The 23549-nt window shown below is 73.9% G+C and carries 13 protein-coding genes; 5 read left to right on the forward strand and 8 right to left on the reverse strand.

Going from position 1 to position 23549, the window contains the following annotated elements:
• Window positions 1–26: 26 nt before the first annotated feature.
• The 8 genes from WME75_RS08380 to WME75_RS08415 form a co-directional block, all read right to left on the reverse strand.
• Window positions 27–914 (reverse strand): tetratricopeptide repeat protein, encoded by an 888-nt coding sequence (locus WME75_RS08380; protein ID WP_437488230.1) that lies wholly within the window; start codon window positions 912–914, stop codon window positions 27–29.
• A 171-nt stretch (window positions 915–1085) separates the two neighbouring features.
• Window positions 1086–2708 (reverse strand): hypothetical protein, encoded by a 1623-nt coding sequence (locus WME75_RS08385; RefSeq protein WP_437488233.1) that lies wholly within the window; start codon window positions 2706–2708, stop codon window positions 1086–1088.
• Between the two features lie 11 nt (window positions 2709–2719).
• Window positions 2720–3829, reverse strand: a complete 1110-nt coding sequence (locus tag WME75_RS08390; RefSeq protein ID WP_437488236.1) for a PEGA domain-containing protein — start codon at window positions 3827–3829, stop codon at window positions 2720–2722.
• A 2-nt stretch (window positions 3830–3831) separates the two neighbouring features.
• Window positions 3832–5703, reverse strand: coding sequence for a hypothetical protein (locus WME75_RS08395; RefSeq protein ID WP_437488239.1), 1872 nt, complete (start codon window positions 5701–5703; stop codon window positions 3832–3834).
• Window positions 5693–6712: a hypothetical protein gene (locus WME75_RS08400; RefSeq protein WP_437488242.1), complete on the reverse strand. Its 1020-nt coding sequence runs from the start codon at window positions 6710–6712 to the stop codon at window positions 5693–5695. The genes WME75_RS08395 and WME75_RS08400 overlap by 11 nt, the downstream gene beginning before the upstream one ends.
• Before the next feature lie 266 nt (window positions 6713–6978).
• On the reverse strand, window positions 6979–8052 hold the full coding sequence (gene tsaD / locus WME75_RS08405) for a tRNA (adenosine(37)-N6)-threonylcarbamoyltransferase complex transferase subunit TsaD (protein WP_437488245.1): 1074 nt from the start codon (window positions 8050–8052) through the stop codon (window positions 6979–6981).
• Entirely contained in the window at window positions 8040–8630 is a 591-nt protein-coding gene (locus WME75_RS08410) for a hypothetical protein (RefSeq protein ID WP_437488248.1), read from the reverse strand. The genes tsaD and WME75_RS08410 overlap by 13 nt, the downstream gene beginning before the upstream one ends.
• Window positions 8627–12889 (reverse strand): HEAT repeat domain-containing protein, encoded by a 4263-nt coding sequence (locus WME75_RS08415; RefSeq protein ID WP_437488250.1) that lies wholly within the window; start codon window positions 12887–12889, stop codon window positions 8627–8629. The genes WME75_RS08410 and WME75_RS08415 overlap by 4 nt, the downstream gene beginning before the upstream one ends.
• A gap of 303 nt (window positions 12890–13192) precedes the next feature.
• Here WME75_RS08415 and WME75_RS08420 point away from each other — a divergent pair, with 303 nt between their 5' ends.
• The 5 genes from WME75_RS08420 (at window position 13193) to WME75_RS08440 (ending at window position 23469) form a co-directional block, all read left to right on the forward strand.
• A complete protein-coding gene (locus tag WME75_RS08420; RefSeq protein WP_437488253.1) occupies window positions 13193–13372 on the forward strand; it encodes a hypothetical protein in 180 nt (59 codons plus the stop codon).
• Between the two features lie 222 nt (window positions 13373–13594).
• Window positions 13595–17611 (forward strand): protein kinase domain-containing protein, encoded by a 4017-nt coding sequence (locus tag WME75_RS08425; RefSeq protein ID WP_437488256.1) that lies wholly within the window; start codon window positions 13595–13597, stop codon window positions 17609–17611.
• A gap of 192 nt (window positions 17612–17803) precedes the next feature.
• The gene (locus WME75_RS08430) at window positions 17804–18598 is read left to right on the forward strand and encodes a hypothetical protein (protein WP_437488259.1); all 795 of its coding nucleotides are present in this window, start codon (window positions 17804–17806) and stop codon (window positions 18596–18598) included.
• A gap of 168 nt (window positions 18599–18766) precedes the next feature.
• Window positions 18767–19939, forward strand: a complete 1173-nt coding sequence (locus WME75_RS08435) for a hypothetical protein (protein ID WP_437488261.1) — start codon at window positions 18767–18769, stop codon at window positions 19937–19939.
• The gene (locus WME75_RS08440; protein ID WP_437488263.1) at window positions 19936–23469 is read left to right on the forward strand and encodes a hypothetical protein; all 3534 of its coding nucleotides are present in this window, start codon (window positions 19936–19938) and stop codon (window positions 23467–23469) included. The genes WME75_RS08435 and WME75_RS08440 overlap by 4 nt, the downstream gene beginning before the upstream one ends.
• Window positions 23470–23549: the final 80 nt, after the last annotated feature.

The following is a 23549-nucleotide window of genomic DNA, read 5'->3' on the forward strand; positions in this document are numbered from 1 at the left end:
AACGTCCCGGTTCACCATGCCTCCGCTCAGAATCGACCGGTCACGGAAAGGCCTGCCGAGCCCCAACCCACGTGCGGCACGACCTGCATGCGGCTGGCCGGTGCAGCAGGCCGATCCGCGAGCGCGTAGATCACCGTCCCCGCCCCGGCTGCGCCGACGATGAAGCTGTAGAGGGCCGCGTTGATGAAGGTGTACTGGAGATCGACCGTATCCCGCAGCTCCGTGCACACCGGCGGGGGGGTGGTGCGCGGGCAGAACCCTTTGAGCGCGGGATCGGAACGAAGCGACGTACGCAGGTCTTCCGCGTCGCCTCCCTTGCCCAGCGCGAGGATCGTGAACACCGTCCCCGCGATCACACCTGCGCCTGCCGCAGCTCCGCCGCCGATGAACAGGATTTTTCGCCGATCGCCTTGTGACGCGACTGGCGCGCTGCGCGTCGGCGGGGCTTCTGGGGATGGCGGCGTCAGGTCGAGGAGGATGTACCGCTTCCTCCCCTCGTCCAGCCGGAATCTGGTTGTCACCGGAGGACGCCCTGGCACAACGCCGACCAGCGTATGCTCGCCGGGGTCGCGCTGCACGGGGGTCGCCGGGGCGATGGGCGCTCCGTCGAGTGTCAGCTGCACCGCGCCGTGCGCCGTACCAGCGAGGGCGACCTCCAGGGTCGGGATGCGCGGAGCAAGGCCGGCGAGCTCGGTTTTCGCTTCGGCCTGGGCCTCCTGGAAGGCGCGCGAAGCGGTGGCTGCCAGCGGTTCGTCCAGGACGCGCTGGTAGAGCGAGCGCGCCTCCAGCAGGCGGCCGAGGCGCTCACACGAGCGCGCCGCCATGACCAGGAGCGGAGGGGCGTGGACCAGGGCCTCGGCGCCGCGAAAGGTCGTGAGAGCGTCCTCGTAGCGGCCGGCGTCGAAGAGCTCCACGCCCTTGTTGGCGAGGGCGCGGGCAGCGAGCTTCGCCTCGGCGGTCGGCTGGGACGGCTGGGACGGCTGGCCGGCGGCGGTTGCCGGGATGGCCAGGAGCGCGAGCCCGAGAAGAAGGCCCGGATTGAGCTGCCGGCAAGACCTCACAGCAGGAATCTCATCACGAGGAGGTCAGGGGTTGGCGAACTCGAACGTGTCGGCCGCGACGCCAGGCTTGCCGTCGTATTCCGGGTCGCTGTCGTCTCCTTCGCCGCCGTCGCCAGCAGCACCGTGGTCTATCTCGACCCCGACGGTCGGGGGCGGTGTGCCACGGAAGGCAATGCCGATGGAGTGCCCGCCGAGCCCGCCACCCCCTTTTCCGCCTTGACCGCCGTCGCCGCCCGGACCACCGGCACAGCCGGCGCTCAGGGATATGCCCATGCCGCCGGCTCCGCCGTCGGCACCGCTTCCGCCGAGCTGGCCAGAGGCTCCGGCGCCCCCATTCCCACCGTCCTTGGCGATGAGGCGAACCTCCTCAAAGGTGAGCGCTGCATCGATGCTGAGAAGGGCGATGCTGGAGCCACCTGCTCGGCCGCCGTTGCCGCCGTTGCCGCCACAGCCACCGGTTCCGCCGGAGCCGCCGCTCGCGCCGCCAAAGTCTACTGAGGCGCCGGTGCAGGCGCCCTCACCCTTCCCACTTGCGCCGCCGCCACCGCCCTGGCCGGGTCTCCCGCGTCGACCCGGCTTCCCAGTAGCGCCCTCAGAAGGAGTGTCCTCATAACCGGTGCTGCTGATGGTTCCTGGTCCAGTGGCGCCCCGGCCTGGCTCTCCGCGGGCACCTGCCTCGCCCATGCCGCCGTCGCCGCAGCCACCGTTCCCCTGGCGGGACCCGGCATTGGCACTGCCGTCGGAAGTACCGTTGCCGCCAGGGTTCCATTGGGCACTCAAGCCGAGTCCGCCCACTCCACCCCTCGATTCCTCACGGGAATCCCCGGTCCCGCACTCCTTACGTGGCTGTGGATTTGGGGCCACGACCTCCATCGTGCATGCAGCGTTACCGTCGTTGCCCGGCTTTCCATCCATCTCGCTGTCCGGCGGATCGGAGGGCGCTCCCGTAGGGCCCGGCGCCGCGTCGTCTGCTTCAAGCGTGCAGCGCACGAGCGTTATGTTGCCGCCCTCGGCGATTGTCGCGATGGACGACGTTTTACGCATCGCGACATCCTGCGGATCGAACTTTTCTGCTTTGACATGGAGGTCTTCAATTCGAGCGCTTCCGCCCGCCGCGGTGATCGTGAGAGGAACCGTTCCAGCCTCCGCCGTCAGGACCGTCTCTTTGCCTTCTTCATCGACCCGTGTCCAATTGGCGTCGCAGTCGAGCCGTCCGTAAATCGTCACGCCCGCGGGCACCGTGACGGCTTCCGTGTATTCCCCGATGCACACATAGACGCGCGGATTCTCGCTGTCCACCACGCGACCGATAGCTTCCTCGATCGATTTGAGCGCCGCCTGCTTGGTGCCAGCGGCGCCATCTTCGCCGTTCACAGACACGAACACCCCGCAGCCCTCGCCGACGCCGCCATCGGCTATTTGCGGGTCACACTCAGGGGGCGGAATGACCACTCCACCACCACCGCCGTCGCCGCCGGTCCCACCGCTCCCGCCAGCACCTGTCAAGCAGGCCAGCGTGGGCAATCGTTCGCAGTCCCCAGCCGAGCACCCGCTCGCCTGAATCCCTATGGCCATCGCCCCCAGGAGAAACGTGGCCGCGAAGCGACAACCATGACGATGATCCATCTTGCTGATTCCCCGGTTCACGATATCTCCGCTCAAAATCGACCGCTCACGGAGAGACCGGTCACATTTGAACCCACGAGCGGCGCGACCTGCACGCGACGATCCTGTGCGGAGGGCCTATTGACGAGCGCGTAGATCACCGTCCCCGCCCCGGCCGCCCCGACAATGAAGCTGCCAATTGCCGCATTGGCGAATATGTACTGGACGTCGACCGTGTCGTTCAATTTCGCGCAGATCGGCGGCGATCCGGGGTTGGGGCAGTATCTTTCGGGCGCGCCACCGGCACGAATGTTCTGACGTAGATCCTCCGCTTCGTCCGCCTTCCCGAAGTAAAGGAGCGTGAGCACCGTCCCCGCGATCACCCCCACCCCGGCCACCGCCCCTCCTGTGATGAGCAGCGTCTTGTTCGGCCCGGGGTCGCGGTCGCCCACGACATTCCCCTGCCACGGCGTCCCCGGCTTCGTCTCCTGCGGCCGCTCGCTCACCTGCGCGCTCTTCAGCTCGACGCTGCGCTCGATCTCTTCCCCCGCCTTGAGCTCCACCGCCACGCTCGCCGGCTCGTACCCTTGCCGCCGCACCGTGATCGTATGCGCCCCCGGCTCGAGGAACACCGGATCCAGAAGGGGCGCGGCTCCAACGACCTCCTGCCCCACGCGCACCTCCGCGTCCTCCACGTCGACGCGCAGCTCGACCGCGCCCACCTTCGCCCGCGCCTGCGCGTACGTCTTGAGCGCGGCCGCGCGCTCCTCCGCCGTCGCCGTCGCGTCCTTCTCGATCTCGCGCACGTAGATCGCGAGGTGCTTCGCCGCGTCAACATACCGCTGCAGCATCAGCTCGCAGGTCCCCATGCCGCCGGCGATCGTGTAGTGCTTCTGCAGCGCCCAGGCCGCCACGAACGACGCATACGCGTCAGCCCAGCGCCCCTTCTCCGACGCGGCCACGCCCTCGATGTAGAGCTTCCTGGCCTTGTCGCTCATCGCCTCGCTGGGCGCGTTCGGGGCCTTGATGGCCGTCTGGCCCGCAGCTCCCGCCTGCCCCGCGCCCCTCGGCGAGGCGCCGCCCCTCGGCTGCGCCTCGCTCGGCGAGGCGGCCGCCAGCAAGCCGACGAAGCACATCCACGGAACACTCTGCGCGAGACGCATGGTCAAAACTTTACCTTCGGTTGAATCGCGCCCACAGGCTTCTGGTCCTCTGGCTCGCGCGCTGACTCTTTCCCGCGTTGCTGCTGCGCGGCAGACGGCTTCGCACCCGACCTCCCGCCGCCGGTCTTCCGCGGCTGGCCCGCCGTCGACGCCGACGCAGGCGGCTTCGCCTGCGGATCCCCCTCGGCGCTCGCCGCCTCTTCCGGCGGCGCCGCTTGCCCCGCAGCCGGAGCCGCCCCCGTCGCCTGCGGCGCCGCCGTCTCCGCCCCCTCCTTCACGCTCGCCCCCGGCGTCCCGCGCTCCGGCTCCGGGGCCGCCGAGGGCGCCACCGCCGGCGGCGGCGCCGGCGGCGCTCCCGGACCCTTCGACACAACGACCCACGCAACAGCCCCCGCCGCGACGGCGCACCCGAGCCCCGCGACCGCCCAGAGCGCCTTCCGCGATGTCCGGGGCTGCTCGACGACGATGGGAATGTCCCCGAGGTCGTCATCCGCCGTGTTCACCCCCGCCGCGACAGACGACAGCACCGGCGCGTGCGGCGCGCCCCTGCCCGCAGCGCTCGGCAAGGGCGGCGGCCCCGCCCCCGCCCCCCGCCGAGCCGCGTCCGCCGAGCCGCTCGCCATCGGCGCCCCGCCGCCCACCGCCGGTCGTCCAGCGGCCGTACCCCCGCTCATCGCATGGCCCGGCCGAGCCTCCACAAGCCCCGTGTCCCGCAGCAGCTGCTCCGCATCGATGACCAGCGTCCCCTTCGGCCCCATCGCCTGCGACGCCGGCCCCGCGCTCGGCCCCTCCGACGCGTGCGCCTCGCCCCACTCGACCCGCCGCTGCGCCGGCGGCGACGCCGACGGCGCCCGCCCCCGCTCCGACACGGGCCCCGCAGGCATCGCCCCTCCAGCGGTCTGCACCAACTGCGCCGCGCCTCCCGCCTGCTGCGCCGCGTACCGCTCGCGCCAACCCCCGAACTGCGGCTTGTTGTCCCCCGGCTCGCCCTGCGGCCGCGCCCCGAACACCTTGCGCGCGATCTCCCCCTCGTCCTCCGCGAGGTCCTCGATCCGGATCAGCACCCCGTGCCGGTCCTCCATCGTCATGTCGCGCTCCCTCACGAACCGCACCGAGACCCCACCCGGGATATCCGCCTCGCGCCCGCTCGTGATCGACGTCCACTTGATGTTCGACCGGTACAGCACCATCGCGATCTTCGCCGCCGCATGCGCGATCGCGCCGAACGGCTCATCGTGCTTGTGCACGATCACGACGCGCTTCGGCAGCGCCCCCTCGTCGGCCACCCAGTCCCACGTCGCGCTGCTCCGCCGCAGGTACGGCAGATCCCCGAACTCCTCGACATACCGCTCCAGCACGTGCGCCACCCGCTCCGGCGCCTCGCGCACCGCGCCCGCGTACTCGCGGTAGAACATGCCCGCCGACGAGTTGACCTCCGTCGCGTTCATCACATGCCGGTAAAACGTCGCCGACGCCTCCAGGAGCGACGTGTAACCGAGGTCCCGATCCACCGCGACGAGACCGTGCGCGAACGGCGGATTCCCACGCCCGGCGTGATCGATCGCCCCGCCGATCCGGAACCCGAAGATGAGCCCCACCGCCCCGTGCCCCGGCTCATGCTGCGTGTCGTCGCGCGACAGGTTGCCGATCGCGAACGCATGCGTCGCCCCCGTCGCCGGCTCGATGTACTTCATCAGCCGCGCCAGGTGGCTGAAATGCGTCGTCGTGAGCGCCCCCTGGGGAACCTCGGGGCAGTACATGAAATCGATCTGATGCCCAGGGATGTTCCCGTGCAGCACGTGATACCACGACGCCTCCGCAGGCGCGCGATACCGCGGGATCACATACCCCGAGGCGCCCTCGCTACCGTACATTGGGCCTGACCTGCTGCGGCATCTGCGGGGCAGGGAGCTGCGCGGTCCGCGACAGCGCCGGATTCGGCCCCATGTCCTGCTTCATCCGCTGGAGCAGCTGCGGGTCGTACGCGTTCTTCGGGAGGATGCGCTCCACGAAGTGCGAGAACAGATGGTGCGTGCTGTGCCCGTAGCTCGCCGACCCGACAAGCACCCGGATATCAATGTGGTTCTTGTACCGCTCCAGGCTGTCGATGAGCGGCTTGTAATACCCGCGCGCCTCCTTCTCCACCTCGGCGGGCGTCCCGGACAGAACATCGGACTTGTTGATGAACAGCACCACCGCCTTGCACGACGCCAGCGTCTTCGGGCTGAAGAAGAACTGCAGCGACTGCGGCTGAAACTCCCGGAGCTGCTCCTGGATCCGCGACGGCTCGAGCTTCAGCCCGTCCTTGCCCGCCAGATCCACCACCATCAGGAGCCCATGGATCTCCTCCATGATGAGCTCCTGCTGCGCGTCCACGATGTGCTCGCCGCCCCAGTCGCCGACCTCGAACACGTGCTCCGTCAAGACCTCTTTCGTCTGGACGTGGCTCACCGTCCGCTCGTAACGCTCGATCTTCGTGCCCTGCAGCGTGCCGAGATCCACGAGCGGATTCGCCCACTTGAGCGTGAGCGACGTCTTGCCGGTCCACTTGATGCCAAGCGTCAGGATCTTGTACCGCTTCTGCGTGATCTTCGGCCGGCTCTCGAGCTCGCTCTTGTACCAGTCGATCTCCTTCTGCTGAGCGTCGAGCCAGTCGACCTTCTGCCGGTCCTCGCCCCGCGCCATGTCGAGCGACTGCTGGAGCTGAGCGTACTGCGCCCGCACCTGCTCCAGCTGGCCCTTGGCCTGCCGGAGCGCCTCGATGTGCTGGTTCGCGTCCTTCAGCTGCCGCTTCAACGGCATCACCTGCATCAGCAGGAACACGGCGCCTGCGCCGCACGCCACCGCAATCAACCCGAGCACAATCGGTAGAACAACCTGCATGGCTCACAACCCTCGCGCCCCGCCGGGCGGCTCTCCCAAGCTGTCCTGTCCCGTGCGGCCGGAAAAACGGCCAGCGCGGGCCGGCCTGAGTCCTGAGCTCTCATCAGACCACGGCTCGCCGCAGCGGACAAGTGCGAGGTAATCCTCGGCACGAGCCGCTCATTCACTGCCCGCCACCGCCCGCCACCGCCCCACACGCGAGCGCCCCGCGCCCTCGTCGCCGCAGCCCGCTCTCCCCGCGACGTCCCGCTACCGGCCTGCCCCGCTCACCTCGCGCCGCCCCCCTTCCGGGTCACCCGCGGCAGCGCCGTCCTCGTCTCCGGCGCGAGATCCAGCGCGTCCCGCTCCCCGGCCGCGAGCCGCAGCGCGCCCGCATACGCGATCATCGCCCCGTTGTCCGTGCAGCTCGCGAACGGCGGGACGAACAGCGCAAGCCCGCGCCGCTCGCACGCCGCCGCCATCCTCGCCCGGAGGCCCCGGTTCGCCGCGACGCCCCCCCCGAGGACCACCCGCTCGACGCCCTCGGCGCGCGCGGCCCGCACGGTCTTCTGCACGAGCGCGTCGACCACCGCGCCCTGGAACGCCGCGCACAGGTCGTGGAGCGCCTGGCCCTCCGGCCGCCCCCGCCTCGCCACGTGGCGCGCCACAGAGCTCTTGATGCCCGAGAAGCTGAACTCGAGCGACTCCTTCCGCGCCATCAGCGCCGGCACCGCCTCCGCCGCGGCCGCCGCGTCCCCCGTGGCCGCGAGCCGGTCGACCACCGGGCCGCCCGGATACCCGAGGCCGAGCAGCTTCGCCACCTTGTCGAACGCCTCGCCCGCCGCGTCGTCGCGCGTCGCGCCGAGCTCGCGGATCGCGCCGATCGCAGGCCCGTCCACCCGGTAGATCGCCGTGTGCCCGCCCGAGGCGAGCAGCGCGACGTACGGGAACGACGGCCGCGGCTCCGGCGAGGGCAGCAGCGGCGCGCCGTCCCGCCGCAGGAACACCGCGAGCAGGTGCCCCACGAGGTGATCGACGCCGACGAGCGGCTTGCCCGCCGCCCACGCGAGCCCCTTCGCGGCCTGCATGCCGACGAGCAGCGCCCCCGCGAGGCCCGGCCGCGACGTCACCGCGACGCCGTCGAGGTCCGCCGCCGTCATGCCCGCGCGCGCCAGCGCCTCGCGCACCACCGGGACCACCGCGCGCGCGTGATCGCGCGCCGCGATCTCGGGCACGACGCCCCCGTACGGCGCGTGCAGCGCCACCTGGCTGCGCACGACGTCCGAGAGGACGTCGCCCCCCTCGGTCACCACCGCCGCCGCCGTCTCATCGCACGATGTCTCGATCCCTAGAACCCGCATGTTCCCGTCCGCCGCGTCAGCCTGAAGTTGCCGAACACCTGCCGCTGTCCCTCCCCCGGCGCCTCGCCCGACGCGAGCGGCTCCCGGCCCGGCCGGAGCAGGCGGACCTCGACCGACCCGTCCGTGCGCAGCGACAGGATCGCGAGCAGCGGCTCCACCTCCGGATCCGACGCGCTGACAGCGTAGATCGCGTTGCGCTCCCGGCCCTCGCCGAGCTCCAGCCGAGAGAGCGGATCGTGGGCGAGGGCGCCGATCGGCCGCAGCGACGCGCCGTCGAGGAGGCGCCGCTCCGGCGTGGCCCCGTCGGGCGCCTCGTAGGTCCACAGGGCGCCCGGTGGCTCGGGCCCGTCGAGCGCGTCCGCGTCGAGCCACAGCCGCATCTGCACCCGCGGGCTCAGGCCCGCGCGGAACGCGCCGCCCAGCGTGATCGCGCCGCAGTAGGCCTCGCCGTCGGCCGTCGAGAACCGGCTCACGTCGTCGCAGCCGGCCGCCGCGCCCGCGCTCAGGGCGCCGGCCAGGGCGAGCGGCGCGAGCCGCAGCGCGACGCGCCGCGGCCCGGGCAGAGCGGCGCAGCTCAAGGCGCGGCGCTCCGCATCAGCTCGGCCGCGGCCTGGCGCACGCGCGGCTCGGGGTCGCGCGCCGCGAGCTGTTTCAGCACCGGCGCCGCCGCCGCGCGATCCGCCGAGGCGAGGGCGCGCGCCGCCGCCTCGCGCACCAAGGCGTACGCGTCGGAGCGGGCCGCGGCGCCGAGCGTCCCGGCGACCTGACCCGACCTGCCGCCGGCCGGCGCGCCCAGCCGACCCAGGGCCTCCGCCGCGCGCACGCGGAGCGGCCAGCTGGGCGAGGTCCGCAGGAGCTCCGAGACGGCCGCGATCGTCGGCCCGTGCCGGACCGCGCCGAGCGCCGCGAGCGCCGCCCGCCGCACGCTCTCCTCCGGATCGCCGAGCGCGTCGACCACCGCGGCCTGCGCCTCGGGCTCGGGCCGGGTCGCGAGCAGCTCCACCGCGCGCGTGCGCACCTCGATCGCCGGGTGCCGCACGAGCGCCACGAACCCGCTCACGACCGCGGCCGCGACCGCCTCCACCGCCGCCTCCACCTGCCGCTTCAGCTCCGGGGCGAGCTCCGCGCGCGCCTCCGTGAACGGCGCGAGCCCGAGCGCCGCCCCGCCCCCGGCGGCGCCGCGTTCGCCGGGCACGCCCGCGCCGCGCGACAGGATCGCGTCCGCCACGACAAGCGCCCGCTCCGGCGACGTCGCGACCGCGGCGACCGCCGCCTTCTGGAGCGCCGGGCCGAGCGCCACGAGCGCCGCCGCGCGGTCCTCGGGGCCGGGCGGATCCGGATCGAGCCCCGCGAGCACGTCCTTCACCGTCAGCGCCCCGTCCGGTACGGGCAGCGGCTCGCGCGCGCGCGGGTACTCCCGCCGCGTGAGCGCGACCGCCGCCGACACCGCGGCGGCGCGCAGCCCCTCGTCCGACGAGAACGCGCCGGCCGCGATCGCCTGGGCGGCCCCCGGCGAGGCGGACACGTCGGCCTCGCCGGGGCCGCCGCCCTTCGAGGCGCCGCCGCCGCCGAGCCGCGCGAGCGTGATCAGCGCCGCGCGGCGGAGCTCCGGCTCGCTGGAGTCGGCGAGCGACATGAACAGCGCGGGCCCCTCGCCGCCGCCCCCGAGCTCGCCCAGCGCGCGGACCGCGGCCGCGCGCGGCATGGAGCCGGCCTCGGGCGCCCGCGCGACCGCGGACAGCGCCGCCGCGTGCTTCCGGTCGTGCGTCAGCCCGAGGCCGATCGCCGCGATGGCCCGCACCTCCGGCGCCGGCGACGACAGGAGCCGCGCGAGCAGCGCCTCGGCCTTCGCCGCCGCGGGCCGGCCGCCGCCCGCCGCGAGCCGGGCCACGCCCCAGGTCGCCGCGACCGCGACCGCGTCGTTCGGCAGCACGCTCGCGGCCGCGTCCCTCGGCGCGAGCATCTGCTCGTAGCGCAGCAGCATCGCCGGGTCGCGCAGCGCGCCGCACGCGATCATCGCGCGGGCGCGCAGGCCCTTGTCCGCCTGCCCGATCGCGAAGTTGTAGAGCGCCGGCCCGGCGCTCTTGTTCTCGACGTAGGCCAGCACCTCGATCGCGATCTTCTGCTGCGACTCCTTCTCGTCGGCGAGCGCGTCGAGCAGCGGCTTCACCGCGCGCGCGCCGATCTTCGCGAGCTCGGCCCGCGCGGGCGCGCTCGTCGCGCGGTCGTCGGCGCGGACCTTCTGCATCAGGGGGAAGGTCATCGCCCCGTACAGCTCCACGAGCAGCCGCCGGTAGAGCGGCTTCTGCGGGTTGCCGACCGCGACCGGCAGGAGCTCGCGCTCGAGCACCTCGAGCGAGCTCCTGCCGAGGTTCACCTGCATCGACATCCGCGCCGCGCGCGCGACGAGCTCCTCGTCGTTCGACGCCCGCACCACCCGCCGGAAGAGGCGGTCGGCCTCGTCGGCCTGCCCCGCGGTGAGCAGCAGCTCGGCCAGGTCGAAGTAGACGGGGAACAGCCGGTCGTTCTTCGTGAGCGCCTGCCGGTACTCGGCGATGGCGCGCGGGAAATCCTGCCGCCTCCGGTACATGTCGCCGAGCTTCTGGTGGCCGCTCGCGTCCTCGGGCGACAGCTCGACGGCGCGCGCGGCGTACCGGATCGCGTCGTCGTCGCGGTAGAGCTCCGCGGCGTACTGCGCCATGCGCTGGTAGAACTCGCGGGCCCGCTTCGGGTTCACCTCGACGAGCTTGCCCAGCACGTCGATGGCGCCGAGGAGGTTCTGCTGGAGCACGAGCACGCGCTCCAGCGCGAGGAGCGAGTCCTCGTCGCCCGGCGCGGCCTGGACGAGCTTCCGGAGCGTGGCCTCGGCGTCGGGCAGCCGGTGCAGCTTGCGCTGCACCTCGGCGAGCAGCCGCCCCGCCTCCAGGTCGGGCGGGGTCGCGTTGAAGCGCGCGCCGAGCGGCCCGACGCGGCCCGGCAGCTCGTGGGTGAGCGACCAGAGGCTGACGATGTGGGCGCGCGCCTCGCGCGCGAGCAGCTTGTCGTTGCCCGCGCCGGCGAGCAGCTGCTCCCAGAGCTCGCGCGCCTCCCCGTAGCGCGGCGCGGCGTTGCCGAGCGAGCTCGCGGTGCGCTCCAGCGCGATCGCCAGCGCCTTCTTGTAGCGGGCGTTCGCGGGCTCGAGCTGCGCGGCCTCCCGGAGCGCGGCGAGCGCCTCGGCCGCCATGTCGTGGTCGAGGTACACCTCGCCGAGGGTGGCCGCGGCGCGCGCCCGGCCCGGCACGACCTGCTTGATGCGCGCCCAGGTCTCCAGCGCCTTCTTCTTGTCGCCCGCCTGGAAGTACCGATCGCCCAGGTCGACGAGGTGGCTCGGGTCGCCGCCCGCGGCCCCGGCGAGCCGCTGGAGCACCTTGAGGGCGCGGTCCTTCTCCTCGACCCGCTCGTAGAAGTCGGCGACGGCCGCGAGCGTCTCGGGCTCGTCCGCGACGCGCCCCTCGAGCTGGGTGAGCAGCGCGAGCGCCTTGGGCCGATCGCCCCGCTGGATGAGCGTCTCGCACAGCTCGAACACGAAGTCGGCGTTGTTCGGGGCCGCCTTGATCAGGAGCTCGTACTCGCGGATCGCGGTGTCGAGCTCGCCGGCGGTCTGGAGCAGGTGGACGAGCCGGAGCCGCGTGTCGATGTGCTTGCCGTCGAGCGCGAGCGCCCTCCTGTAGATCGCGATCGCCTTGTCGACGTCGCCGGTCTCCTCGTACAGCGCGCCCAGGGTCGAGAGCCGCTGGAAATCCTGCCCCTTCTCGGCCTCGAGGAGGGTGATGAGCTCCGCGAGCTTCCCCTCGGCGCGGAACGCGTCGGTCATGATGAGGAGGATCTCGGCCCGCACCCCCGCGGCGTTGCCGGCGATGGCGAGCGCCCGCCTCAGCACGGCGAGCGCCTCGTCCATCTTCTTCTGCCTGGCGAGCGCCTGCCCGAGGTCGCGCAGCGCCGGCGCGAGCGCCCGGTTGTCGCCGGTCGCGGCCTTCACGAGCTCGCGGAACTCGGCCTCGGCGCGCGCGTGGTGCCCGCGCGCGGAGAGCTCGCGCCCGAGCTCCGCCTTCACGAAGAGCGAGCCCTGCGCGTTCTTCACGAGCGCATCGTGCTGCGCCTTGGCCGCGTCGAAGTCCGAGAGGTCGAGGCAGAGCGCGAGCAGCGTGCGCCGGGTCTGCTCGACGTCGGCGGTGACCTTGAGCAGCGGCAGCGCCTTCTCGTAGTGCGCCCGCGCGCGGGCCTTGTCGCCGCGGTCCGCCTCGAGCTGGGCGAGCGCCATCATCGCCGCCGGGTCCGTCGGCCGGTCGGCGATGGCGGCCTCGTACGTCTTGATGGCGTCGTCGTAGCGCCCGTCCTGCTTGTAGATGCCGGCGAGCACCACCTTGGAGGCCCAGGCGCCTTCGCCGGGCTGCGCGGCGCGGCGCTCGAACTCCTCGACGAGCTTCTTCAGGTTCCCGTCGCGCTCGCGGTAGAGCTGGGCGAGGCGCTGGAGCGGGAACGGCGCGCTCGGCTGGCTCATGACGATGGCCGTGTAGCGAGCGATCAGCGCGTCGCTCGACGGCCCGCCCCGCTTCGCGTCGCCGCTCTCGTCTGCCGCGGGCTTCGTCTGCGGCCGCGGTGCGGGCTGCGGCCGCGGTCCGGGCTGCGGTTGCGCGGCGGGGCCCGGCTTGCCGCCGCCGGGCTTCGGGGCCTTGGGCCTGGGCCGCTTGCCGCGGCCGGAGGGATCGAAATCCGCGGCCGCGGCGTGCGGGACCGCGAGCGTCGCGGCTGCGGGGATCAGGACCGCGAGGCAGCCGGCCAGAACAAGGGATCGCACCGGGGTAGGGTAGACCGGCGGTGCGCGGCGGGCCACGCGGAGCGGCGGCAGCGGCTTCAGGAAGGGGCGCGGTCCGGGCGCCGCGGCGCGCCGGGCGGGTGAGCTCGGCAGGCGCCTCGCGCCGTCCCGGCGGAGCGCTTTACCCGCAGGGGGGCGGCGGAGACACTCCCCTGCGCGGAGCGGACGAGTACGACACGCCCCTCCAGTCCGGCGATCTGAACGACGCCTTCAATGAGGTGACGCGCTTGTTCCGGAACTTCTTATCTGCCGCCCTCGAGGGCAACCTCTTTACTGTCCGTCACGGTGATGGCCTATCAGGACCCCGCCGACCAGGAGCCGGAGAAGCCCTATCACGGCTTCATCCTCGGCCCTGCCGGCGCCGCGCCCGTGCACGACTGGGGCAGCCGTCGGCGAAAGCGCGCCTGGGTGAGGCCGGCCGATGAGGCCCTCTCGGGAGCCGAGGACGGACGCTCGCGGGAATGACCGCTCCGGACACGCGTTGTGGTACGGAGCACAATGTCCTGCACACCTTTTCATCGCCCCGCGACAAACCTTCCCCGGTACCTCGCAACGGTTGCCCTGCTTACAAGATAAATTGCTGCCTGGAAGCGGCACGGTTCTGGATATCCTCGCCCACTGCGATGGGTTCCGACGCACCGCACTGGCGAGCGCTGCGGCTCCGGAGCCGCCGCGGGGGTACCGCTGATGCGCGCAGGTGACGTCGTCGGCAACCGCTTCGAGATCGAGGGCCACGCGACCGCCGGCGGCATGGCGCAGGTCTTCCGCGCCCGCGACCGGCTCACCGGCTCGCCGGTCGCCGTGAAGATCCTCCAGCGCAAGGGCCCCCAGGAGATGCTCCGCTTCGTCCGGGAAGCCCAGGCGCTCGCCACGCTCCATCACCCCGGGATCGTCGGGTACGTCGCCCACGGCACGACCGAGGGCGGCGACCTCTTCCTTGCCATGCAGTGGCTCGCCGGCGAGACGCTCGCCGAGCGCTTCCTCCGCGAGCCGCTCACCGTGACCGAGAGCCTCGCGCTCGGCGCGCGCATCGCCGCCACGCTCGGCGCCCTCCACCGGCTCGGCATCGTCCACCGCGACCTCAAGCCGAGCAACCTCCTGCTCGTCGGCGGCTCCGTCGACGAGGTCACCCTGCTCGACTTCGGCGTCGCGCGCGTCGCGGAGGCGGGCCAGGAGCTCACCATGCCGGGCGTGATGCTCGGCACCCCCGGCTACATGGCCCCCGAGCAGGCGCGCGGCGAGCTCACCATCGACGCCCGCGCCGACGTCTTCGCCCTCGGCTGCGTCCTCTACCGCTGTCTCACCGGCCGGCCCCCGTTCGTCGGCAACGATGGCCTCTCCGTGCTCGTGAAGGTCCTCCTCGAGGATCCGCCGCGGCTCCGGGAGCTCCGCGGCGAGGTGCCCGCCGCGCTCGACGACCTCGTCACCCGCATGCTCGCCAAGGCCCCGCGCGACCGCCCTCGCGACGGCGCGGCCGTGGCCGCCGAGCTCGCGTCGCTCGGCGATGTCGCGCCCGGCTCGCGGCGCGGCCTCCCCTCGCCGATCGGCGGCCCCGCCCCCGAGCTCACGACCGGCGAGCGACGGATGATCTGCCTCCTCCTCGCCCGCGACGGCGCGCTCGACAGCGACGCGACCCGGTCCGAGGGCGAGGACGCGCTCCGGGTGCGCGCGCTCAGCGCCCTGGCCGAGCGCCACCAGGGCCGCCTCGAGATCATCGAGTCGCGCTCCCCCGTCGTCGTGCTGTCCGGCGCCGTCGCGCCGACCGATCTCGCCGCCCGGGGGGCGCGGTGCGCGCTCGCGATGCAGGTGCTGCTCGGCGGCGCGCCGGTCGCGCTGGTCTCGGGGCGCACCGAGCTCACCGCCCGCTCCCCCATCGGCAACCTCATCGATCAGGCCGCCGCGCTGCTCGCCGGCGACGCGGCGCGGCCCGGCGTCGTCCGCATCGACGAGGTCACGGCCGGCCTGCTCGGCGCGCGGTTCGATCTCGCATCGGATCACGCCGGCCACCTCCTGCGCGGCGAGCGCGACGACCTCGAGGTCGTGCCGCGCCTGCTCGGCAAGCCGACGCCGTGCGTGGGCCGCGACCGCGAGCTGTCCCTCCTGGAGGCGACCTTCGTCCAGTGCATCGAGGAGCAGACCCCGTCCGCGGTGCTGGTCACGGCCCCCGCCGGCCTGGGCAAATCGCGCCTGCGCACCGAGCTGCTCCGGCGCCTCCGGGCGCGGGGCGAGCCGATGGAGGTCTGGATCGCGCGCGGCGATCCGATGAGCGCCGGCGCCGCCTTCGGCCTCCTGGCGCAGGTGCTCCGGCGCGCGCTCGGCGTCGCCGACGGCGCGCCGGCCGCGGCGGTGCAGCGCAAGATCCGCGAGCGCGTCGGTGGCCATGGCGCGCACGGCGCCCGCCTCGCGCCGTTCCTCGGCGAGCTCGTGGGCGCGCCCTTCCCGGACGAGGAGAGCGAGGCGCTCCGGGTGGCGCGCCGGAGCTCCGTGCTCATGGGCGATCAGCTGCACCTCGCCTGGGAGGAGTTCCTGCGCGCCGAGTGCGCGGCGCAGCCGGTGCTGCTCGTGCTCGAGGACCTGCACTGGGGCGACCTGCCCACGGTGACCATGATCAACAGCGCCCTCCGCAACCTGCGCGACGCGCCGTTCATGGTGCTGGCGCTCGGCCGGCCCGAGGTGCGCGAGATGTTCCCGAAGCTATGGGCTGGCCGCGGCGTGCAGGAGGTCGAGCTCACGGGGCTCTCGCGCCGCGCCAGCGAGCGGCTCGTGCGCCAGGCGCTCGGCAACGTGGTCACCGACGAGGTCGTCGCCACGCTGGTCGAGCGCGCCGACGGCAACGCCTTCTTCCTGGAAGAGCAGATCCGCGCCGCGGCCGAGGGGCGAGGCGCCGCGCTGCCGGAGACGGTGCTGGCGATGGTGCAGGCGCGGCTCGAGGCGCTCGACCCCGAGGCGCGGCGAGTGCTCAGGGCGGCGAGCGTCTTCGGCCAGAGCTTCCGACCCGCCGGCGTGGCCGCGCTGCTCGGCGGCGCCGACGCCGAGGTGGCGGACCGGCTCGCCGAGCTCGTCGAGCGCGAGGTGATCGTCCCGAGGCGGCAGCCGGGTCGGGGCGGCGCGCGCGGCGAGGGCCTCTCCTCCGCCGGCTCGTCCTCCCCGCGCGCGGTGCTCGGCGACGGGCCCGAGCGCGACGCGTCGCCGGCGTGCGAGGCCGCGGCGCTCGATCTCGACGTGCCGGGCGAGGCGGGCACGACCGAGCCCGAGCACAGCTTCCGGCACGGCCTCGTGCGCGAGGCGGCGTACGGGGCGCTGACCGACTACGATCGGCAGCTCGGTCACCGGCTGGCGGGCGAGTGGCTGGAAGGGGAGGGGAAGGGCGACGCGGCGGAGCTCGCGGAGCACTTCGAGCGCGGCGCCGAGCCGGGGCGGGCGGCGGCGTGGTACCGGCGCGCCGCGGAGCAGGCCCTGCGCGGCAACGACCTCCTCGCCGCGATCCGCCACGCCGAGCGCGGCCGCGCGTGCGGCGCCGCCGGGGCGGAGGCGGGCGGGCTGCTCCTCGTCGAGTCGGAGGCCCGCGTGTGGCGCGGCGATTTCGCCTTGGCCGAGCAGCGCGCGCTCGAGGCGATCGCGCTGTTCGAGCCGGGCTCGCCGTCCTGGTACTCCGCCGTGACCGAGGTGGTGATGTCCGCTGGCAAGCAGGGGGCCCTCGATCGCGTCGAGTCCTGGGTGGTGACGGCGCGGGGCGCGTCGCCCCGCGAGGGCGCGCTGACCCGGAGGGACATCGCGCTCGTCGAGGGGGCCCTCTGGCTCGTCTTTGGCGGCCGTTACGCCGCCGCGGACGGGATCATCGCCGCGCTCGAGCGCAGCGAGGGGGAGGGCCGAGCGCTCGACGTCGAGGTGCTCGCCAGGCTCTACGAGGCGCGCGCCATCCGCGCGATGACCTCCGGCGACCCCGGGGCCTGCCTGGAGGGCATCGAGGCGGCGCTCGCGGTGTTCGAGCGGAGCGGCGACCGGCGCAACGCCTGCTCGCTGCGGGTGAACCTGGGCGCCATCACCATGGAGCTCGGCGACTACGAGGGGGCCGAGGCCGCGCTGCGCGCCGCGCTGCGCGCCGCGGAGCAGATGGAGCTCACGGATCTGGCCGCGTTCGCCCGCAGCAACCTCGGCAACGTGATGATCGCCCGCGGCGATCTCGACGAGGGGCGGCGGGTCGAGGCGGAGGCGATCGCGACGTTCCAGCGGCTGGGCGATCCGCGGGCCGAGGGGGTCGCCCGCGCCTACCTGGCGAAGGCGGCGCTGCTCGGCGGCGACCTCGCCGCCGCGGAGGCCGAGGCCCGCGCGGCCGCGGAGCTCCTGCAGAGCGCGCCGCCGCTGCGCGCCGCTGCGTGGGCCCTCTCCGCGCGCGTGCTGCTCCGGAGGGGCCGCGCCGACGAGGCGCTCGCGCTGTCCGGCGAGGCGCTCTCCCTCCTGGAGTCGCTCGGCGCGGTCGAGGAGGGCGAGTCGCTGATCCGGCTCGTCCGGGCCGAGGCCCTCTTCGCGAGCGGCAGGCACGATGAAGCGATCGCCGCGATCACGCGGGCGCGCCACAGCGTGCTCTCCCGCGCCGGGCAGATCTCGAGTCCTCGCTACCGGGCTCAGTTCCTCTCGTCGCTCGACAACGGCGAGACGCTCGCGCTCGCGGCGCGGTGGCTCGGCGACAGCGATGCTTCGTGACGTTGCGATCCGCCGTACGTAGGACTCCCTGCCAGCGGCTCTCCCGGGGTCCGCGCGCCGCCCACGAGCGCGCCTGATCGGCCGCTCTCTCGCTGTTTTCGCGAGCTCACCGCAGGCGCAGAATCTTAAGTTTCCTCCTGAAAATGCGTTGAGGAAATTCCTGATGCGTGTTTCATTTGTGTTGAGGGGGCTATGCGAAATCGTATCGTACTCGCGATCTCGTTCCTGGGCCTGGTGAGCGTCTGCTTGCCGGCCTGTATCCATGAAGCCGATCCTGTCGAGGAGGACAGCGAGACGGCGGCGCAAGCGGTGTTCACGCGGAACGCGTTCACGAACAACGCGCTCACGGCCAGCGCGCTCACGACGGACAGGCTCGCGACGGCGGCGCTCACGGGCAACCCGCTGACGAGCGCCGCGATCGCGAGCAGCAGCGATGTCATGAGCGCGCTGCGGGATCCCCTGGCCCGCGAGTTCCTGACGTACGTGGCGGGCTGCGCGCTCCCTGCGGGGCAGTCCGTGGAGGTCTCGCTGGACGGCGAGACTCACGTGTTCGAGGGGGACATCGGTCTTTCGCCCGCGTGGGGCAGGGCGCACGGGCACTGCAACGCACGATGTCAGGGCTGGGTGTCGGCCTGCATGCTGGCCAGGGTCAACCACCTCGGGGAGAGCCTCCCCATCTCGATGCGTGGCCAGAACAAGGCCCTTGACGCGGATCCCGTCGAGCGGGAGTCGTTCCCTCACCGGGAGGGGGCCTACTTCGGCGATCTCTTCGCGCCGGAGCAGCTCCGGTTCGCGTGCAGGTCGCCCGGGGCGACGCTCATCCGCCGCGTGTGCGGCGGGGCGGGCGTGGACACGCAGGACTGCGTCGTCGACGTCCTCGGCGGGTGCGACGCGCACTGCGGCTCACCGGCGGCGGACGGCAGCTTCCGGAACTGCGCCGGCGGCGGCCACAAGATGCCGACGACGGTGACGATCTACCGGCAGTAGCCGCGCGCGCCGGTCCCTGACCTCCTGAACGAGGACGAGGCTGGCCAGCGCGGCGCTCACGCCGTGATCCACGGGCATCGTCGTCTCTCTCCCGCCTCGGCCTGGCCCCTTCGCGGCGGGCGTCTCTCCCGCGACGGCTCCCCGCTTTCGTACTAGAGTCGCGCCGCCATGAACCGAAGGCCGCCCGCCCTGCTCGCCTGTGTGCTCGTCGCCGCCTGCGCCTCCCCGGAACCCCGGCCCAAGGAGCCCCTCGGTCAGATCCCCGAGGCGACGACCACGGCGAAGCCCGAGTGGCTCCCGTTCCGCATCCGCGCCGGCAAGAGCGTCGCCGCCGACCCGCGCGAGAAGCACCTCGCCGACCTCCGGCAGCTCACCTTCGGCGGCGAGAACGCCGAGGCCTACTGGTCGCCCGACAGCAGGAAGCTCATTTTCCAGTCGACCCGCGACGGCAACAAGTGCGATCAGCAGTACGTCATCGACCTGGAGAGCGGCGAGATCCGCCGGGTGTCGAACGGCCAGGGCAAGACGACCTGCGGCTATTTCCTCTTCCCGGCGCCCCCGGCCCCGGCGCAGCCGCGCGTCCTCTTCGCCTCCACGCACGCCGCCGGCGAGGCGTGCCCGCCGAAGCCCGACCACTCGCAGGGGTACGTGTGGCCGCTCGACGAGTTCGACATCTACGCCGCGAACGCCGACGGCTCGGATCTCCGCCCCCTCATCCAGGGCAAGGGCTACGACGCCGAGGCGACCGTCGCGTTCGACGGCTCGCGCCTCGTGTTCACGAGCACGCGCGACGGGGACATCGAGCTCTACACTGCGAAGCTCGACGGCTCCGACGTCCAGCGCATCACGAGCACGCCCGGCTACGACGGCGGCGCCTTCTTCTCGCCCGATTCGACCCAGCTTGTCTGGCGGGCGAGCCGCCCGACCGGCGCGGCGCTCGACGACTACCGCGCGCTGCTCGCCAAGGGGCTCGTGCGCCCCAGCGCGCTCGAGATCTTCGTCGCGAGCGCCGACGGGCAGAACCCGCGCGCGGTGACGCGGAACGGCCGCGCCAACTTCGCGCCCTACTTCCTGCCGGACTCGCGGCGGCTGCTCTTCGCCTCGGATTTCAGCACCCCGCAGGGCGCCCGGGGCATCCCGAACTTCGACCTCTACCTCGTCGACTCCGAGGCGCCTCCGGGGCCGGACGGCGTGCCGCCCGTCGAGCGCGTGACGTTCTACGATGGCTTCGACAGCTTCCCGATGTTCTCGCCGACCGGCGAGCACGTCGTCTTCGCCTCGAACCGGTACGGCGCGAAGCCCGGCGAGACCAACCTGTTCGTGGCTCGCTGGGTCGAATGACCGCGCCGCCGTCGCGGACTCGCGCGCCGATCGCCCTGGCGTCGGCGTGCGCGCTCGCGGGCTGCTCCAGCGCCCCCGCGCAGCCGGCCCGCCCCGCCGCGGCCGCGCTCCCCTCGGCGGACATCGCGGGCGCGGCCTACGCCTCGCCGGCGCGCTGGAGCTATCACCCGGCGCCGCCCGAGTCCGCGGTCGCGTGGGCGCCGTTCGCCGGGGCCGGCTGCGTCGTCGTGGCCCAGGGCGGCCAGCGCTGGACGGTGACGCCCGATCCCCGCGCGCCCGCGCCGCCGCCGGGCGCCGGCGCGCAGCCCGGCCGCTGCGCTGGGCAGGGCAGGACCAGCGCCTCGCCCGCGCCCGAGGAGCTCACCGCGATCGTGCGGCGCTCGCCGGCCTCCTGGGGGTTCGTCGGCGCGAGCGGGGCCATCTACGAGGCCTCCTCGCCGCTCGGCCAGTTCACGCGGGCGCTGTCCCCGCCGGTGCCGCTCGCGCAGCTCGCGGGCGCCGGCGGCTCGCTGATCGGGGTGACCCGGCGCGGCGGCGTGCTCCGGTGGCGCGAGGAGCTCGGGTGGCAGCCGGTCCTGCTCGACGGCGCCGCGGCGCAGACCGGGTCTCTGCCGCGCGCCTTCGACGTCGCCATGGCCGAGGGCGGCCGCGCGCTCGCGCTCGCGCTGCCCGAGGCGCTGTTCGCGAGCGAGGACGGCGGGGTCACCTGGGCGCGCGCGCCGCTCCCGACGATGGGCCTCGCGCGGGTCGGCGTCCTCGGCGGCGAGCTCCTCGCCGAGGGGCTCCTCGCGTCGGCGACCTGGGACCCGCGGCGTGCGCCGGCGTTCTCGCGCAGCGCGGCGACGCTCCCGCGCGCCGACGTCGAGCTCGCCATCGCGGCCCCGCGCGCCCCGTCCGCCGCCTCGATGGGGTTCGGGCGGGCGGCGATCACCGGCGACCGTTACGTCGAGGCGGTGCGCCCGGACGACGCCGGCGCGCCGTGGCGCCTCGCGAGCGGCCCCATCGACGGCCCGCTCAAGGAAGCGCCCCTGCCGGGCACGGGCGAGTGCGGGAGCATCAAGCTCGGCGCGAGCGGCCGGCGCATCGTCGCGGTGTGCTCCGAGCCGGACGGCGACCGCATCGTGGCGCGGGTGCTCCGCAGCGAGGACGGCGGCGGCGCGTGGTCGCCGGCCGCCACGCTGGAGACGCCCGACATCGACCAGGTCGGCGTCGCGGTGGCGCCCGAGGGCGCGGCGCTCCTGACCGGCGTCTGCAAGCCGAGCGACGGCGCGGACAGCTGCAAGCCGACCGCGCCGCTGCTCCTGACCCGCGAGGGCGAGAGCGACGAGCGCGACGCGGTGGCCCTCGCGGCGGCCCCCACGCTCGGCGCCTCCGCCGTGCTGCCCGCGTTCTCGGCGGACGGGCGCTCCGCCTACTTCCTTGGGTACCGCGGCAAGGACGAGCGCCTCGCGCTGTTCGTCTCGCACGACGGCGGCGAGACCTTCGCGCCGCGCTCGCTCGACACGACCGCCGCGGCGTCGCCGGCGCCCCGGGGAGACGGCGCCGAGGACGAGGAGGAGGACGCCGAGGGCGGGCCGGGCGACGGCGCGTCGCCCGAGGGGCTCGAGATCGTCGAGGAGAGCGCGCTGCGCCCCGCGGACGACGGCACCGTCGGCCTGCTGCTCTCGGAGCGCGGCTCGCTCACGTACCTGACCGCCGACGACGACGGCCGGGTGCTCACGGTGGCGACCACGCCGACGGACGCCGCGGCGCTCGCCGGCTTCGGGCGGCGCGTTGTCGCGCTGGCGGCGCGGTCGTCGCGCGCTGGCGGCGAGGACGTCGCGGCGCTCTGGGAGTCGCTCGACGGCGGCGTGACCTGGGCGGAGCTCCCGGAGATCCCGGCGCTCTCGCGCGAGCTCTCCCAGGCCCCGATCGCGTGCGGCGCGAGCGGCTGCCTCTTCGGCGACGTCGCGACCCGCGTCGGCTGGGGCGGCCAGGCCGAGGGCGCGCCGCCGCGCGCGCCTGAGCCTGCGCCGCGCGCCCAGCCTGCCGTGCGCGCGCCCATCGTCTGCGAGACGCTGCCGTCCTCGAAGTGGACGCGCATCGACCACGTCGACTCGAGCGGCCTCGGCCTGCCCGACGCCGACGAGCTCCTGCGCGGCCGGTCGGTCTGGTCGTTGCTCACGCGCGCCCCGAGCGGCGCCATCGACGTCGTCTCCGCGGTGCTCCCCGAGTCCGGCGCCGGCGAGGCGCGCGTCATCACGCGACCGCTGTTCCCCGCGGTGCCGGCGGGGGCCGGGAGAGCGCGGGTGGCGACCAACCTCACCCTGCAGATGGAGGGCTACGCCGCGGCGCGCGTGCGGATCCCCGGCGGCGCGGCGAAGCCCGGCGCGCCGATGCGCAACGTCGAGGTCGCCTGGGAGAACTGGATGGACGGCACCTCGGGCCGCGGCGTGATCCCCGACGCCGGCCCGTTCGAGCTCGGCGACGTGAAGGTCGCTCCGGACGCCGCGCGCCAGCCGCCGGCGGGCGCGCGCCCTCAGCCCGGCCCTCAAGGCGCGGCCCCGCGCCGCGCGCCGCCTCCCGAGGATTTCTTCGATCCCGCGCTCCTGTCGGTCTCGCTGGGCGGGCTCTTCGTCCGCCCGCACTCCGGCAGCGCGCACTCGGCGCTCACGTTCTTCTACGAGCCGTCCGGCAAGCTCCAGCGCTTCGACTTCCCGTCCTGGCCCGCGTCGGGCCTCCACGGCAGCCTCGACGTGCGTGCCGACGCCGTCTTCGCGGACGGCCGGCCCGTCGGCGTGGGGATGGTCCGGCAGGCGTCGAGCGGCCCGGTGACGGGGATGCTGCTCGCTCACCGCCCGGCCCCGGCGCCCTCTGCCGGCGCGTCCACCTCACCGGGCCCAGGCGCCGCGTGGACGATCGACGCCGTGACCGTCGCGCCTCCCGCGGGCCGCGATCGGGTCGTGCACACCGACTGGACCTACGCTGGCAAGTCGATCGGCGTCACGACGCTTGTCGCCGATCCAGGGCATGCGATCGCCTGGGCCGTCTTCCAGCCCTTCCGTGGAGACGGAACGCTCGGTCCTGCGCAGCCGTTGCCGACGCCGTTCGATCTCGGCGACGCGCCGCGCCCGTGCACTGCCGCCGATCGCGCGGCGACCGCGCGCCACGAGGCGCCGCTTTTCCTCGGCAGCGAGGCCCTGTTCCCGGGCACGCGCCACCCCGTCGTCGTCACCGACGCCGCCGGCCCCTCCGGCGCGCCCGAGGTGATGGTGCTCCTGACCGCCTCCACGGTGCTCCACGGCACGCCGGCCGCGCCGTGCGTCGCCGGCTGGGACGCGCGGGCGATCGGGCGGGCTCCCCTGTCCGCGATTCTCCCCGGCGATCTTGCGCAGTCGTGGCTGTTCCGGGCTGCAGCGAGCTCGTCGGGCGCGAGCGGCGCGGGCGGCACGGCCGTCGAGCTCCGCCCGATGGCCTGCCGCTTCGATCCGGGTGCGAAGGTCCCGGAGGCGGTATGGAGCGAGCCGGCCACGGCGCGCCCCGATGGCTGAGCGCTGAGCGACGGCCCAAAAAAGGATGAATGAAACGAAGCAGATGGTGCGATGAAACGATCCCGGATCCTGGCTTGCGG

Source organism: Sorangium sp. So ce1014 (assembly GCF_051521505.1).
In the GTDB taxonomy this organism is placed as follows: Bacteria; Myxococcota_A; Polyangia; order Polyangiales; family Polyangiaceae; genus Sorangium.